General features: G+C 67.7%; 17 protein-coding genes. 7 read left to right on the forward strand and 10 right to left on the reverse strand.

The features are described 5' to 3' along the window. The first annotated feature begins 37 nt into the window (after window positions 1-37). Both AC5I49_RS25225 and AC5I49_RS25230 read left to right on the forward strand, forming a co-directional pair. Window positions 38-580, forward strand: a complete 543-nt coding sequence (locus AC5I49_RS25225; RefSeq protein WP_016448969.1) for a 6,7-dimethyl-8-ribityllumazine synthase — start codon at window positions 38-40, stop codon at window positions 578-580. A gap of 158 nt (window positions 581-738) precedes the next feature. Continuing rightward, window positions 739-1,869 carry a branched-chain amino acid ABC transporter substrate-binding protein gene (locus tag AC5I49_RS25230; protein WP_016448968.1) on the forward strand — a complete coding sequence of 377 codons (1,131 nt, stop codon included), beginning with the start codon at window positions 739-741 and terminating at the stop codon, window positions 1,867-1,869. 47 nt (window positions 1,870-1,916) lie between these two features. Here AC5I49_RS25230 and AC5I49_RS25235 read toward each other — a convergent pair whose 3' ends face one another. Next, entirely contained in the window at window positions 1,917-2,873 is a 957-nt protein-coding gene (locus AC5I49_RS25235) for a LysR family transcriptional regulator (protein WP_016448967.1), read from the reverse strand. A 123-nt stretch (window positions 2,874-2,996) separates the two neighbouring features. Here AC5I49_RS25235 and AC5I49_RS25240 point away from each other — a divergent pair, with 123 nt between their 5' ends. From AC5I49_RS25240 to AC5I49_RS25250, 3 genes are all read left to right on the forward strand, one after another. Beyond that, window positions 2,997-3,650 (forward strand): NAD(P)-dependent oxidoreductase, encoded by a 654-nt coding sequence (locus AC5I49_RS25240; protein WP_016448966.1) that lies wholly within the window; start codon window positions 2,997-2,999, stop codon window positions 3,648-3,650. 79 nt (window positions 3,651-3,729) lie between these two features. Then, entirely contained in the window at window positions 3,730-4,119 is a 390-nt protein-coding gene (locus AC5I49_RS25245; protein ID WP_016448965.1) for a VOC family protein, read from the forward strand. Window positions 4,120-4,219: 100 nt separating this feature from the next. Then, a complete protein-coding gene (locus AC5I49_RS25250) occupies window positions 4,220-5,443 on the forward strand; it encodes a sugar transporter (protein WP_473042594.1) in 1,224 nt (407 codons plus the stop codon). A 6-nt stretch (window positions 5,444-5,449) separates the two neighbouring features. Here the strand turns inward: AC5I49_RS25250 and AC5I49_RS25255 are convergent, their stop codons facing one another. Continuing rightward, window positions 5,450-6,688, reverse strand: coding sequence for a cyanate transporter (locus tag AC5I49_RS25255; RefSeq protein WP_046986359.1), 1,239 nt, complete (start codon window positions 6,686-6,688; stop codon window positions 5,450-5,452). A gap of 4 nt (window positions 6,689-6,692) precedes the next feature. Continuing rightward, on the reverse strand, window positions 6,693-7,154 hold the full coding sequence (locus AC5I49_RS25260) for a nucleoside deaminase (protein WP_047217797.1): 462 nt from the start codon (window positions 7,152-7,154) through the stop codon (window positions 6,693-6,695). 117 nt (window positions 7,155-7,271) lie between these two features. On the opposite strand from AC5I49_RS25260, the gene AC5I49_RS25265 reads away from it, so the two are divergent. After that, complete coding sequence (locus AC5I49_RS25265; RefSeq protein ID WP_074921598.1) at window positions 7,272-8,138, forward strand: LysR family transcriptional regulator; 867 nt, start codon at window positions 7,272-7,274, stop codon at window positions 8,136-8,138. On the opposite strand, the gene AC5I49_RS25270 is transcribed toward AC5I49_RS25265, so the two are convergent. The 5 genes from AC5I49_RS25270 to AC5I49_RS25290 form a co-directional block, all read right to left on the reverse strand. Then, window positions 8,135-8,464: a type II toxin-antitoxin system YafQ family toxin gene (locus AC5I49_RS25270; protein ID WP_026062230.1), complete on the reverse strand. Its 330-nt coding sequence runs from the start codon at window positions 8,462-8,464 to the stop codon at window positions 8,135-8,137. The genes AC5I49_RS25265 and AC5I49_RS25270 overlap by 4 nt on opposite strands. Beyond that, window positions 8,436-8,705: a type II toxin-antitoxin system RelB/DinJ family antitoxin gene (locus tag AC5I49_RS25275; protein ID WP_151019639.1), complete on the reverse strand. Its 270-nt coding sequence runs from the start codon at window positions 8,703-8,705 to the stop codon at window positions 8,436-8,438. The genes AC5I49_RS25270 and AC5I49_RS25275 overlap by 29 nt, the downstream gene beginning before the upstream one ends. 160 nt (window positions 8,706-8,865) lie before the next feature. After that, window positions 8,866-9,840, reverse strand: coding sequence for a tripartite tricarboxylate transporter substrate binding protein BugE (locus AC5I49_RS25280; RefSeq protein ID WP_017405624.1), 975 nt, complete (start codon window positions 9,838-9,840; stop codon window positions 8,866-8,868). Between the two features lie 140 nt (window positions 9,841-9,980). Beyond that, window positions 9,981-11,228: a CaiB/BaiF CoA transferase family protein gene (locus AC5I49_RS25285; protein ID WP_013803646.1), complete on the reverse strand. Its 1,248-nt coding sequence runs from the start codon at window positions 11,226-11,228 to the stop codon at window positions 9,981-9,983. A gap of 189 nt (window positions 11,229-11,417) precedes the next feature. Beyond that, window positions 11,418-12,614, reverse strand: a complete 1,197-nt coding sequence (locus AC5I49_RS25290) for an acyl-CoA dehydrogenase (RefSeq protein WP_016448959.1) — start codon at window positions 12,612-12,614, stop codon at window positions 11,418-11,420. Window positions 12,615-12,843: 229 nt separating this feature from the next. Between AC5I49_RS25290 and AC5I49_RS25295 the strand changes: the two genes are divergently transcribed. Further along, window positions 12,844-13,791 (forward strand): LysR substrate-binding domain-containing protein, encoded by a 948-nt coding sequence (locus tag AC5I49_RS25295; RefSeq protein WP_012204131.1) that lies wholly within the window; start codon window positions 12,844-12,846, stop codon window positions 13,789-13,791. A 120-nt stretch (window positions 13,792-13,911) separates the two neighbouring features. Here the strand turns inward: AC5I49_RS25295 and AC5I49_RS25300 are convergent, their stop codons facing one another. Both AC5I49_RS25300 and AC5I49_RS25305 read right to left on the reverse strand, forming a co-directional pair. Continuing rightward, the gene (locus tag AC5I49_RS25300) at window positions 13,912-14,658 is read right to left on the reverse strand and encodes an LrgB family protein (RefSeq protein WP_016448958.1); all 747 of its coding nucleotides are present in this window, start codon (window positions 14,656-14,658) and stop codon (window positions 13,912-13,914) included. Continuing rightward, window positions 14,655-15,032 (reverse strand): CidA/LrgA family protein, encoded by a 378-nt coding sequence (locus tag AC5I49_RS25305; protein WP_126312443.1) that lies wholly within the window; start codon window positions 15,030-15,032, stop codon window positions 14,655-14,657. Before AC5I49_RS25305 ends, AC5I49_RS25300 begins: the two co-directional genes overlap by 4 nt. Window positions 15,033-15,053 lie beyond the last annotated feature (21 nt).

Consider the following 15,053-nt stretch of genomic DNA (forward strand, 5'->3'; position numbering starts at 1 on the left):
GCGCCCTGATTCATTTGTCTCATCTCGAAAGAGCACCATGAATCAGACTCCTGTCTCCTTGAACTTCTCCGCACACGGCACGGCCTCGGGCACGCCGTGGAAGGCCGTCGCGGGCCGCAGCCGCGTGGCCGTGATCTGCGCGAGCTGGCATACCGATGTCGTGCACCAGGCGCGCGACTCCATGGCGGCCGAGCTGCAGGCCCAGGGAGTGGCCGCGCAGAACATCAGCCACTTCAACGTGCCCGGCGCCTTCGAGATCCCGCTGCTGGCCAAGAAGCTGGCCGACAGCGGCCGTTTCGACGCGGTCATCGCCTGCGCGCTGGTGGTCAACGGCGGCATCTATCGCCACGAGTTCGTGTCCTCGGCCGTGATCGACGGCCTGATGCGCGTGCAGCTCGATACCGAAGTGCCGGTGTTCTCGGCCGTGCTCACGCCGCGCGATTTCCACGAACATGGCGATCATGTGGAGTTCTTCCGTGCCCACTTCGTGAAGAAGGGCGTGGAAGTGGCGCATGCCTGCCTGGCGGCGCTGGACCAGCTGGCGCAGGTACAGGCACTGGGCCAGGCGCGCGCGGCGTGAGCCGGCCAGCCTCCCAGCACAGCTTTGGTTGGGGATGGATTCTCGTAAACACTGAGTTGGGGCCGAGTGTCGCGGTCCCGTCACGCGGCGTGACGCGCCATTGCCAAGCCGCGATGACGGGAATAACGTGACGGCCTGTTTCAACTGAGGAGTGCGCGATGAAGATGTCCCGGAAGTTGTGTATTGCGGCCGTCGTGGCCGGCATGGGTGGCGTGGCCATGGCCCAGGAGCAGGTGATCCGCATCGGCCACATCGGCCCCGTGTCCGGACCCCAGGCCAATTTCGGCAAGGACAACGAGAACGGCGTGCGCATGGCCATTGACGACCTCAATGCCAAGGGCATGGAGATCGCCGGCAAGAAGGTCAAGTTCCAGCTGGTGGCCGAAGACGATGTGGCCGATCCCAAGCAGGGCACGGCCGCTTCGCAGAAGCTGTGCGACGACAAGGTCGCCGGCGCCGTGGCCTTCCTCAACTCGGGCGTGGCCATTCCCTCGTCCAAGGTCTTCCAGGACTGCGGCATTCCCATGATCACGGGCGCGGCCACCAACCCCGACCTGACCAAGCCCGGCTGGAACACCACCTACCGCGTGATTGCCAATGACAACGCGCTGGGTGCGGCACTGGCCAAGTACGCGGCCGAAACGCTCAAGCTCAAGACCGTGGCCATCATCGATGACCGCACGGCCTACGGCCAGGGCCTGGCCAATGTGTTCAAGAAGGATGCGGAAAAGCTGGGCGTGAAGGTCGTGGCCTCGGAGTTCACGAACGACAAGGCCACGGACTTCATGGCCATCCTGACCTCGATCAAGGCCAAGAAGCCCGAAGGCATCTTCTACGGCGGCATGTATGGCCAGGCCGGCCCCATGCTGCGCCAGATGGCCCAGCTGGGCATGAACGATGCCAAGTACTTCGGCGGCGACGGCCTGTGCGTGCCCGAGCTGGCCAAGGTGGCCGCCGGCGCCAAGCCGCTGGACAACGTGATCTGCGCCGACGGCGGCGCCTCGCTGGCCAAGATGCCTGGCGGCACGGAATGGAAGAAGCGCTACGACGCCAAGTACCCCGGCCAGTTCCAGGTCTACAGCCCGTACTTCTACGACGCCACCATGATGCTGGCCGACGCCATGAAGCGCGCCAACTCCTGGGACCCCAAGGTCTACATCCCCTTCCTGCAGAAGGCCGACTACTCGGGCGTGACCTCCAAGATCGCTTTCGAGAAGAACGGCGAGATGAAGAACCCTTCGTACACGCTGAGCGTGTTCAAGAACGGCCAGAAGACGGCCCTCGACTGAGAGCCTGTCCTCCCTTCGTTTTCATGCCCGCCTTGTGCGGGCTTTTTTTATCGGCCCGGGACCTCGGCCGGGGCCTGCGCCGGCGCATCGACCACGCCGGGCAACTGCGCCAGATAGGCCTGCAGCGCGGCAATGGCCTGGCGCACCTTGGCGGGCTGGGCCTGGCGCTGGGGGGTGACGGCCCAGATGTCCAGGCCGCCGAAGTCCCAGTCGGGCAGCAGGCGCACCAGGCGTCCTTCGGCCACCGCGTCGGCAACGTCCATGCTGCCCAGCAGGGCCAGGCCCAGGCCGGCCTCGCACATCTGCTGGAGGGACAGTTGGTTGTTGCTGGCCACATGGGGCTGCACCTGCAGGCTGTAGGTCTCGCCCGTGGCCGGGTGGCGTGCCTCGGCCCGCAGGGCCTGGCCCTGGCCTTCGCGCGCAAGGCCCAGCCAGCGCGCGCTGGCCAGCGGTGCCGGGTGGCGCCAGGCCGCGCCGCCGCCGTGCTCCTGTATCCATGCGGGCGAGGCGCACAGCCAGTTGCGCATGGCGCCCAGGCGCCGGGCCGCCCAGCCTGAGTCGGCCAGACGGCCAAAGCGCAGCGCCAGGTCGATGCGGCTTTGGATGAGGTCGATGGGAGCATCGTCCACATCCAGGTGCAGGCGCAGTGCCGGATGCCGGGCCAGCCAGCTGCCCAGGGCCGGCGCGATGTGGCGCGCAAAGCCCACGGTGGCCGACAGGCGCAGTTCGCCGCCGGGCTCGTCGCGCGCGGCGGCCAGCTCGGCCCGCGCCTGGCTGGCGGCCTGTGCCATGGCGGCGCACTGCTGGTAGTAGCGCTCGCCCGTGTCGGTGAGGGCGATCTGCCGGGTGGAGCGGTGCAGCAGGGTGACGCCGCCGTCGCGCTCGAGCTGGCGCACCTGCTGGCTCACGGCCGAGGGGCTCATGCCCAGGGCGCGCGCGGCGGCGCTCATCGATCCGTGCTGCACCACGGCGGCGAAAACGGCCATGCGTTTGTAGTCGTCCATAGGCTGTATTGTGAAGTGGTGCTTCAAGCTGTTGGTGAAAACTGCCGTCTTCCGCAGCGATTGTGAACGGCGTAATCTCAATGCCATCGTGAACAGGCGCCCAGGCGCCGCAAAGGAATGAAGATGAAAGTGGCACTCATTGGCGCAACCGGCTTTGTGGGTTCGGCGGTATTGAAGGAGCTGCTGCAGCGCGGTCACGAGGTCGTGGCCCTGGTGCGCGACCCCGCCAGGCTGGCGGCCCAGCCGCATCTGCACGCCGTGCAGGCCGATGTGCTGGATGCCGCCGCCGTGCAGCGGGCCGTGGCAGGCGCGGACGCCGTGGTCAGCGCCTACAACGCGGGCTGGGGCAATCCCGACATCTATGAGGATTTCATGCGCGGCTCGCGCGCCATCGTGGCGGGCACCAAGGCGGCTGGCGTCAAGCGCTATCTGGTGGTGGGCGGTGCGGGCAGCCTCTACATCGCGCCCGGCAGGCAACTGGTGGACACGCCCGAGTTCCCGGCCGCCATCAAGCCCGGCGCCTCGGCTGCGCGCGATGCCCTCAACGATCTGCAAAAGGAGCAGGGCCTGGACTGGACGATGCTGAGCCCGCCGATTGCCCTGCACCTGGGTGACCATGGCGAGCGCACGGGCCAGTACCGCACGGGCAAGGATGAGCCGTTGATGCAGGCCGACGGCCAGCCCGGCACCATCTCGGCCGCCGATCTGGCCGTGGCCCTGGTGGATGCGCTGGACAAGGGCCTGCACCTGCGCGAGCGCTTTACCGTCGCTTACTGAGCACCGGGGGCTCCCGGCTGGTGCGCAGGCGGCCTCCATGGCATGCTGGTGCCTGTCACGAACAGGCAGGAGCGCCGCCATGATCGACCACACGGGAATCCTCGTATCGGACTTCGACCGCAGCCGGGAGTTTTATGCGCGGGCGCTGGCTCCCCTGGGCTACGAGATCCTGATGGAGCTGTCCGCCGAGCTCACCGGCCACGGCGACACGGCCGGCTTTGGCGAGCCGCCCAAGCCTGATTTCTGGATCACCGGCGGCGAGCCCAACCAGCCGCCCATCCATGTGGCCTTTCGCGTGGACAACCGCAACATGGTCGATGATTTCCACGCGGCCGCCCTGGCCGCAGGCGGGCGCTGCAATGGCGAGCCCGGCCTGCGACCGCACTACCATGACGACTATTACGCGGCCTTCGTGCTCGACCCCGACGGCCACAACATCGAGGCCGTCTGCCACCTGCCTCCGGCCTGAGTCCCCCTGGCGGCACTGGGGCCTGCGCGGCAGCTGACATCAGGCGGTCGCATGGCGCAGCACAATATTGCGCTGCAACAAAAAAGGCCCCACGTTCCCCATGCCCCCTTCCGTTTCCGCTGCGGCCGGCTCCGTTTCCGCGTCATCCACACCCACGGCCGCCCAGGCCTGGCTCAGCGTGATCGCGCTGGCGCTGGGCGCCTTCGTCTTCAATACCACCGAGTTCGTGCCCGTGGGCCTGCTCAGCAGCATTGGCGCGAGCTTTGGCATGCCCACCGAGCAGGTCGGGCTGATGCTGACCATCTATGCCTGGATCGTGGCCCTGGCCTCGCTGCCCTTCATGCTGCTCACGCGCAATGTGGAGCGGCGCAAGCTGCTGATGGGCGTGTTCGCGCTGTTCGTGGCCAGCCATGTGCTGTCGGGCGTGGCCTGGAGCTTTGCCTCGCTCATGGTCAGCCGCATCGGCATCGCGCTGTCGCATGCGGTGTTCTGGTCCATCACGGCCTCGCTGGCCGTGCGCGTGGCGCCGCCCGGCAGGAAGGCCGTGGCGCTGAGCCTGCTGGCCACCGGCACCTCCATGGCCATGGTGCTGGGCATTCCGCTGGGCCGGATCGTGGGCGAATGGCTGGGCTGGCGCACGACGTTCCTGGCCGTGGGCGGGGTGGCCGCCATCGTCATGGTGGCCCTGGCCCGGCTGCTGCCGCGTCTGCCCAGCGAGAACGCGGGCAACCTGGCCAGCGTGCCCATGCTGCTGCGCCGTCCGGCGCTGCTGTCCATCTACATCCTGCTGGTGGTCGTGATCACCGGGCAGTTCACGGCCTACAGCTATATCGAGCCCTTCGTGCAGGACATCGCGGGCTTCGAGAGCAAGGTGACCACGGCCGTGCTGCTGCTGTACGGCGGCATGGGCATCGTGGGCAGCGTGATGTTCAGCTGGTGGGGCCTGCGCCATCCGCGCGGCTTTCTGCTGGCCGCCATTGGCGTGCTGTCGGCCAGCCTGCTGATGCTGGTGCCGGCCTCGGGCCATGAGGCCTCGCTCTATGTGATGAGCTCGGTCTGGGGTGTCGCCATGATCTGCTTCGCCCTGGCCATGCAGTCCCAGGTGCTCAAGCTGGCAGCCGACGCCACCGATGTGGGCATGTCCATGTTCTCGGGCATCTTCAACATCGGCATTGGCGGCGGTGCGCTGCTGGGCAGCCAGGTCAGCATGCACGCGGGCATGCAGAACATCGGCTGGATCGGCGGCGGCCTGGTGGCGCTGGGCCTGGCCTGGTGCATCTGGGCCTTTGTGCGCTGGTCGGCCGGCTTCCAGGCCGCGCACTGAAGCAGGTCAGCCGCCGGGTGCCCGCATGGCCTGGGCGTAGCGCTGCGGTGCCAGGCGGGACACCAGTACGCAGACCACGAGCACGGCGGCCATCTGTGCCAGCCAGCCGGCGCCGAATCCGCCCGTGAACTGGTGCAGCCGGGCGATCACATAGGGCGCCAGCGCCGCAATCAGAAAGCCGCCGCCCTGCATCAGCGCATTGAGCGCCCCGGCCTGCGTGGGGTGGGGAAGATGGTCGAGCGCCACCACCATCATCAGCGCGAAGCAGCCACCCAGGCCGATGCCGAGGATGACGATGTTGAGCAGCGGCGCCGCATCAGGCCACCAGGCCAGCGCGGCCAGGCCGATGATCTGGCACAGCAGCGTGAACCCCAGCCATGGCCGCCGGTCGGCATGGCGCGCGGCCAGCACGGGCAGTCCCAGCGCGGCGCCGGCCTGTGCCACCGACAGCAGGGCGACCAGGCCGCCGCTTTGCGCGGGGCTCCAGCCGTGCGTCTGGTAGAAGGGTGCAAGCCAGGCCACCATGGCCGCATAGCCGCCGTTGATGAGGCCGAAGCAGGCCATCAGCATCCAGGTGCGCGGGCGCCGGCGCAGCCAGCCGGTGTCTTGCGTGGCGTTGGCCCCTGCCATGGGCGCCGGAGCCGGCAACGCACGCAGCGCATGCCGCGCCAGCGCCAATGCCAGCAGGGCGGGCGCAGTCCACAGCGCCAGCGCAAGGCGCCAGTCCAGTCCCCATTGCACGGCCAGCGGCGAAATCTGGGCGCCCAGGGCGCCGCCGCCCATGAGCGCGGCCGAGTACAGCCCCATCATCTGCGCCATGCGTGCGGGCGACTGGCGCTTGATCAGGCCCGGCAGCACGCCTTGCACCAGGGCCACGCCAGCGCCGCACAGCGCGGCCGTGGCCAGCAGGGTGGCCGCACTGGAGCCCGCCACGCGCAGCGCGCAGCCCAGCGCAATCACCGCCAAGGACCCGACCACGGCGCGGCGCGGACCCAGGCGCTGAAGCGCGGCCGGGGCCAGCCAGGCGCCCAGGCCCATCAACGCCATGGGCAGCAGGGTCAGCCAGGACAGCGTGGACAGATCCATGCCGGTGGCGGACTGGATCTGCGGTCCCAGCGGGCCGATGGCCGTGAGAAACGGGCGCAGGTTCAGCGTGACCAGCACGACGGTGGCCAGCCACAGCGCCGTTGGAATGGCGTGTGCCGCGGCAGGGGTCTCGGTGTGCGCAGGCGCAATGGACGACATGGCTTCAGGCCCAGGGGGCGTTGCCGTACAGCTGGGCCGCCGTGATGCCCGTGTCCAGCCGCCTCAGGGGCAGCGGTGGCGGCTGCAGCGGCATGCGCAGCCGCTGGTAGGCGCCCTCGCTGGACAGGCCATACGGCTGTGCATCCGCGTTGTCGAAGGCGAAGAAGACCTGCTCGGCCCCGGCCATCACCAGCGCCGCCAGGCACATGGGGCAAGGGTGGCCGCTGGCGTAGATGGTGCAGCCGGCCAGGCTGGCGTTGGCCTGGGCGCGCGTGCCCGCGCGCAGCGCCTGCATTTCTGCGTGGGCGCTGGGGTCATGGCTTTGCACGATCTCGTTGACGCCCGTGGACAGGATCTGCCCCTCGCGCGCGAGCAGGGCGCCGAAGGGCCGGCCGCCCCGCAGGCGGTTGTCGTGCGCCAGCTGCACGGCATGGCGCAGCAGGCGGATGTGTTCTTGTTCTTGCATGGGGATGGCTGGGCAATCGGGAGCTGAGGCCGCAGTCTAGGACGGGGGCCATTAATTGGAAAATTAAATGATCAAATGCCAGGCAGTGACAAAGCCACTGAAATTCGCCCAAGCCCCATGCAGCCCTCTTCCATAGACCCCACCCTGCTGCGCAGCTTCTGCGCCGTGGCCGAAACCGGCAGCTTCACGCGCGCGGCGCAGGGCGTGCACCTGACCCAGTCCACGGTCAGCCAGCAGATCCGCAGGCTGGAGGAGCAAATGGGCTGCACGCTGCTGGACCGCAGCGGGCGCCATGTGGAATGCACGCTGGAAGGAGAGCGCCTGCTGGCCTATGCGCAACGCATCCTCGCGCTCATGGACGAGGCCGTGGAGCAGTTGGCTGGCGCCACCGAAGCCGTGCTGCGCATCGGCGTACCAGAGGACTTTGCCGGCAATGCCTTGATGCCCGCCTTGGGCGCGCTGGCGCGCAGCCAGCCGCAGTTGCGCCTGGAGCTGACCAGCGGGCTATCGCAGGCGATATGGCAGCAGTTCCAGTCCGGCGAGCTGGACCTGGCCATCGTCAAGCAGCGCAGCGGCAGCACGCCCGGCATGGCGCGCTGGCCTGAACCGCTGGCCTGGATAGACAGTGCGCTGCATCCCTGTCACGGGATGGATCCCTTGCCTCTGGTGGTGTTTCCACAGGGCGGCCTGTACCGCAGCGAGATGACGCATGCGCTGGATGCCGCAGGCCGGCGCTGGCGCCTGGCCTATGTGAGCGCCAGCCTGGCCAGCCTGGAAGCCGCCGTGGAGCAGGGCCTGGGCATCAGCCTGCTGCCGCGCCGGCTGGTCGGGCCCGGCCACCGCCTGCTCGACGGCATGGCCGGCTTCGCCCCCGTGCCTGATGTGGAAGTGGCACTGCATGTGCGCGCCCAGTTGTCGGCGCCGGGCCGGCGTCTGGCCGGGCGCCTGTGTGAGGTGTGCGAGGCGTTGCTGGGCGTGTCTTAGTCGAACAGCTCGGCGTGCGTGCCGGCTCGCACGAAAATGATCGATTCGTTGGCGCCCTGGCCATCGAGCCGGTAGATCAGCAGGAAATCGCCCCCCACGTGGCACTCCCTGTGATCGGCCCAGTCGCCGGTGAGGGCATGGTCAAGCCACTGAGGCTCCAGGGGGGCGTCGTTGGCAATCAGCAGCAGCATGGCCTCCTTCAACCGCTTCATGTCATGGCGGCCGGAATGCGACAGCCGGACCCAGTCCTTGGCGAAAGCCTTGGTCCGGTCCGATGCGCGGGGAAGGACTGCGCGCTTACTGCTCGCTGCCTTTTTCGAGGTCATGGAGCAAATCGTCCGAGGTGGCAAAGCGTGCCTTGCGCATGGCGCGCGCCTCCTGCATGGCTGCGCGCGTCTCGGCGTTGGGTGCCCTGAGGTCGAAGGGCAATTGCTGGTCGGCCACCACGCGCATCAGGAAGACACGTACGGCATCCGACACCGTCAAGCCCATGCCGGCCAGGGTTTCGGCGGCCTGTGCCTTGATCTCTTCATCCACGCGCACGTGGATCATGGTGGTGGTTGCCATGGTGTGCTTCTGCAAAAATGGGTGAGATACATTGTATCTCGCAGGGCAGAAGACAGGTAAGCAGGCAGGTTGCTGGGATGTCGCTTGGCGGCTCCCGCCTTCGAGCCCTCCAGTAAAAATCCCCGCCGTGGCGGGGATGGTCAGTGGGTGACGCGCAGGCTCAATCCATCGTCAGGTTCTGCTTTTGCACCACGTCCTTGTAGACCGCCAGTTCGGCCTTGATCTCTTCAAAGAAATGCTCGGGCGTGTCGGCCACGATCAGCGAGCCGGTTTCCTCGATGCGCTTCTTGATGGCGGGGTCCTGCAGCACCTTGCGCGTGGCGGCATTGACCTTGTCCACGATGTCGCGCGGCAGGTTCTTGGGGCCGACGATGCCGTAGTAGGCCATGCGGTTGACGGGGGCCAGGCCCACTTCCTTGAAGGTGGGCACATCGGGCAGCGCTGCCAGGCGCTGAGGCGCGGCCACCACGATGGGCACCAGGCGCTTTTCCTTGACGAAGCCCAGGGCCGAGGGCAGGTTGTCGAAGATCAGCGGAACCTGGCCGGCCACGGCGTCGTTCAGCGCGGGGCCGCTGCCACGGTAGGGCACGTGGGTGATGTCGGTGCCCGTGGACAGCTTGAACATCTCCATCATCAGATGGGTGATGCTGCCGTTGCCGGGCGAGGCGTAGGAGTACTTGCCGGGGTTCTTCTTCACCTCGGCCAGGAACTCCTGGTAGTTCTTGCCCGCGAACTTGGGGTGGGCCGCAATGATGTTGGGCGTGGCCGCGATGTTCACGATGGGCGTGAAGTCGGTCAGCACGTTGTAGGGGATCTTGGGATTGATCGCCGGGTTGGTGGCCGTGGTGGACACGGTGGCGATGCCCAGGCTGTAGCCGTCGGGCTGGGCGCGCGCCGTCTCGGCCGCGCCGATGCTGCCGCCGCCTCCGCCCTTGTTCTCGACCACCACGGGCTGGCCCAGGGCGCGGCCCAGCGGCTCGGCCACGATGCGCGCGATCAGGTCGGTGGTGCCGCCGGCCGCGAAGGGCACGAGCAGCTTGATGGGTTTGGCAGGGTAGCCCTGGGCATGGGCTGCGCCCGACAGCGCGAGGGCGCCGAGGATGCCGGCGAGCGCGATTCGAGTGGTGTGAGTCATGGTGTTGTCTCCTTGAATGGATGTTGTGAGCGTTTGTTGTGAGGCACCGACGGGTGGGAAGGCTGGGTTTTTTAAGACATTCGTATGGCGGTGCTTGAGGAAAAAGATGGGGAGGAGGCGGTGTTGCCTGGCGCAGGCGATCAGACCACGCCGCGCGAGCGCAGCGCCTGGATGGCCATGGGCGCAATGCCCAGCTCGCCCAGCACTTCATCGGTGTGCTGGCCCAGGGAGGGCGGTGCGCTGCGCAGCACGGGCGGGGTGTCGCTCAGCCGCATGGGGCTGGCCACGCCGGCGATGCGCGAGATGCCGTCGCCGGCCTCGCGCGGCAGCTCGACGCGTATGCCGCGTGCGCGCACCTGCGGGTCGTCGAAGGCCTGGGCGATGGTGTTGATGGGGCCGCAGGGCACGGCCTTGTCTTCCAGCAGCGCAATCCATTCGGCCGTGCCGCGTGTCTTCATGAGGGGCACCATCCGCTCCAGCAGCGCCTGGCGATTGCGCACGCGCGCGGTGTTGGTGGCAAAGCGCTCGTCCTGCGCCCAGCCGGCTTCGCCGACGGCGGCGCAAAAGCGCGCGAACTGGCCGTCGTTGCCAATGGCCAGCAGCACGTTGCCGTTGGCCGTGGCGAAGTCCTGGTAGGGCGCCAGGCTGGGGTGGATGTTGCCGGCGCGGCCCGGCGATTCGCCCGTGGCCAGAAAGCCGGCGGCCTGGTTGGCCAGCACGGCCATGCCCACGTCGAGCAGGGCCATGTCGATGTGCTGGCCCCGGCCCGAGGCCTGGCGCGCATGCAGCGCGGCCAGGATGGCATTGCTGGCATACAGGCCCGTGAAGACATCGATCACGGCCACGCCCACCTTGAGCGGGCCGCCTCCGGGCGCCTCGTCGGCATGGCCGGTGATGCTCATCAGCCCGCACATGGCCTGCACCATGAGGTCGTAGCCCGCGCGCTCGGCATACGGGCCGGTCTGACCGAAACCCGTGACCGAGCAATAGATCAGGCGCGGGTTGAGCGCCTTGAGGCTTTCGTAGTCCAGCCCGTACTGCGCCAGGCCACCGACCTTGAAGTTCTCCACCAGCACATCGGCCCCGGCCGCCATCTGGCGAATCAGCTGCTGCCCATCGGGGGTGGACATGTCGATGGTGACCGAGCGCTTGTTGCGGTTGCAGGCCGTGAAATAACTGGCCTCCTGCGTGGCCTGCCCATCGTCGCGCGGCAGGAACGGAGGCCCCCAGTGGCGCGTGTCATCGCCTGCCACGGGCCGCTCGACCTTGATCACATCGGCACCCAGGTCGGCCAGTGTCTGCGTGCACCAGGGCCCGGCCAGCACGCGGGAAAGATCAAGCACCTTGATGCCAGCCAATGCGGCCGGCGCGGAGGATGTGGAGGACATGAGAGGGAAGAAATATGAGCGCGCCCGATGCCGCTGGTAGTTCAGCTCTGGGCTTGAGCTTCCATCACCCATAGCGTGTGACATGGGCGTGGAACAGGCCAGGGACGCCGAGCAAGAGCCGCCTCGCGGCGAGGGCGTCGTCCCCCTCCGCGAAGCGAGAAGGGGGAAGGCGCGAAGCGCCTCAGGGGGTCAGTTGGCAAAAGCTGCGATGCCGGTCTGCGCCCGGCCCAGGATCAGCGCATGCACATCGTGCGTGCCTTCGTAGGTGTTGACCACTTCCAGGTTGACCAGGTGGCGGGCCACGCCGAACTCGTCGCTGATGCCGTTGCCGCCCATCATGTCGCGCGCCATGCGGGCAATGTCCAGCGACTTGCCGCAGTTGTTGCGCTTGATCAGCGAGGTGATCTCGATTACGTTCTGGTGCTCGTCCTTCATGCGGCCCACGCGCAGCGCGGCCTGCAGGCCCAGGGTGATCTCGGTCTGCATGTCGGCCAGCTTCTTCTGCACCAGCTGGTTGGCGGCCAGGGGGCGGCCGAACTGCTTGCGGTCCAGCGTGTACTGGCGCGCCGTGTGCCAGCAGAACTCGGCTGCGCCCAGGGCGCCCCAGGCAATGCCGAAGCGTGCGCTGTTCAGGCAGGTGAAGGGGCCCTTGAGGCCGCGCACCTCGGGGAAGGCGTTTTCCTCGGGGACGAAGACATCGTCCATCACGATCTCGCCCGTGATGGAGGCGCGCAGGCCCACCTTGCCGTGGATGGCCGGGGCCGACAGGCCCTTCATGCCCTTGTCCAGGATGAAGCCGCGGATCTCGCCCACATGGCCGTCCTCGGTCACTTCCTTGGCCCAGACCACGAACACGTCGGCCACGGGGCTGTTGGTGATCCACATCTTGTTGCCCTTGAGGCGGTAGCCGCCGTCCACCTTGTAGGCGCGGCTGGACATGCTGCCGGGGTCGGAGCCGTGGTCGGGTTCGGTCAGGCCGAAGCAGCCGATGAACTCGCCGCTGGCCAGCTTGGGCAGGTACCTGTTCTTCTGGTCTTCGGTGCCGAATTCATTGATGGGCACCATCACCAGCGAGCTTTGCACGCTGGCCATGGAGCGGTAGCCCGAGTCCACGCGCTCGATCTCGCGCGCCACCAGGCCGTAGCTGACATAGTTCAGGCCCGCGCCGCCGTACTGCGTGGGAATGGTGGGGCCCAGCAGGCCCAGCTCGCCCATCTCGCGGAAGATGCTCACGTCGGTCTTTTCATGGCGGAACATTTCCAGCACGCGGGGTGCCAGCTTCTCCTGGCAGTAGGCATGGGCCGCGTCGCGGATCATGCGCTCGTCCTCGCTCAGTTGCTGGTCGAGCTGGAAGGGGTCATCCCATTGGAAGCTGTTGCGGGCCATGGCGTGGTTTCTCCAAAAAACAAAGAGGTCAAGGGCGGGTCGCTGCCATATGCCAAAGCCGGGCAGGCTGTGACCATGGAGCGTTGTTGCGACGCATCTTAGAAGCGGGCCTGCGCGTGGCGCAAACGATGTTTGTTCATCCATGAATGCGTAAAACGCATGTATGAATGGGTTGTTGCGGGTTATTCCCTATGATGCGAGGCTCTGAAGTGCATTGAATTCATGAGATATGCGTAGAGCCCTGCCATCCACCCAAGCCCTTGCCTGCTTCGAGTCGGCCGCCCGCCACATCAGCTACACGCGTGCTGCGCAGGAGCTGTCGCTCACGCAAAGCGCGGTATCGCGCCAGATCATTGCGCTGGAGGAGTTCCTGGGCGTGCAACTGTTCCGGCGCACGCGCCACGGCGTGCTGCTGACCGAGGCCGGCACGCAGTACGCCCAGCAGGTCTCGCGCTGGCTGCACGGCCTGGAGCGCGACACGCTGGACATCATGGCCCACCAGGGCGAGGGAGGCCCGCTCAACCTGGCGGCCGTGCCCACCTTCGCCACGCGCTGGCTGCTGCCGCGCCTGCCGCAGCTGGCGCGCGAGCATCCCGAGGTCACGGTGCACATCGACGTGCAGACGCGGCCCTTCCTGTTTGCCGATACCGTGTTCGACGCTGCGCTCTATGCAGGCACGCCCGAGCAGGTGGCACGCTGGCCCGGTGTGCAGGCGCAATGGCTGATGGACGAAGAGGTGGTGCCCGTGTGCAGCCCGCAATTGCTGGCCACGGCGCAGGCGCGCGAGCCGGGCCGGGCCTGGCTGCCTGTGGGGGCGGACATCGTGGCCCGGATGCCGCTGCTGCAGCAAAGCACGCGGCCCTACGGCTGGCAGCAGTGGTTCGATGCCATGGGCGTGGCCGCGCCGCGCGCGCTGGATGGCATGCGGCTGGAGCTGTTTTCCATGCTGGCCGTGGCCGCCAGCCAGGGCCTGGGCGTGGCGCTGATGCCGCCCATGCTGATCGAGCAGGAACTGGCGCGCGGCGACCTCATCATTGCCTGCCCCCAGCCGCTGCGCGGCAACCGCGCCTACTACCTGGTCACCCCGGCCCTGGCGCCCGATGCCCAGCCCGCGCCCGCCCTGCGCGTGTTCTCTTCATGGCTGCAGCAGCGCGCCAGGGAGCACCGGCCTGCCTGAAAATTAAGCAGGCCTTGGATTGTTCAACGATGACAGTCACTTAACTGACTTATCCTTGCTGCTGGCGGCGCTTGTCCACAGGCTTGTGGGGGTGTCTCTGGGGAAAACCCGTAATCGCGCTCAAAACCAGGGCAGCACGGCCAGGCACAGCGGCATGACCACGGCCGTGGCCACGCCGTTCAGGCCCATGGCCAGGGCCGAGAAGGCGCCCATGGTCGGATTCACCTGCAGCGCGCGTGCCGTGCCGATGGCGTGGGCCGTAAGTCCCAGGGCAAAACCCTGCACGGCCGGGTCATCGCTGCGCACCAAGCGGATCAGCAGCGGCGCCATCATCGTGCCCGCAATGCCAGTGATGGCCACGGCCACGGCCGCCAGCGAGGCCGGCCCGCCAAAGCGCTCGGCCATGGGCAGGGCGATGGGAATGGTGGCCGACTTGGGCGCCAGCGCCACCAGCGTCTGCACCGTGGCGCCCAGGCTCCAGCCAATCAGCAGTGCCGACAGCAACGCCACCACGCAGCCCACGGCCAGCGCCACGCTGATGGGCAGCCACAGCGCGCGGATGCGCTCGCGCTGGGCGTACAGCGGAATTGCCAGCGCGACGGTGGCCGGGCCGATCAGCAGTCCCAGCAGCGAGACGCCACTGCGGTAGCTGGCATAGGAGGTGCCCGTGGCCAGCAGCACGCCCACGATGACGACGACGGCCGTGAACACGGGAATCAGGAGCGGATGGTTGCCGCTTCGGCGGTACAGCGCCATGGCCGCCAGGTAGACGGCCATCGTCAGCACCAGCCAGGGCAGGTGGGCGGTGGAGGCATTGCCGGACAGCGACTGCCAGGCGCTGTGCCAGTGGGTGGTGAGCGCGTTCATGCCTTGTCTCCCTGGTGGGCAGCCGCTTCCCGGGCGCGCTGGCGCTCCAGGCACCAGCGGAAGGTGAAGGCCGTGGCCAGGAAGGTAATGGCTGCACCCGCTACGCAGGCGATCACGAAGGGCTGCCATTCGCGCGACAGCCGGTCGAACTCCAGCATCACGCCTGCAATGACGGGAATGAACAGCAGCATCATGTTTTGCAGCAGCACGCCGGCGGCCTTCTCCAGCGACTCGGGCAGGCGACCGTGCAGCAGCAGCGCCGCCAGCAGCAGCAGCGTGCCCATGAGCGCTCCCGGAAGCGGCAGCCCCGTGAGCTGGACGATGGCCTCTCCCAGCAACTGGAAGGCGAACAAGGCGGTGATGGCGTACAGCATGAAAACCTGAATCCCTGGAGC

This window comes from Delftia sp., from assembly GCF_059499305.1.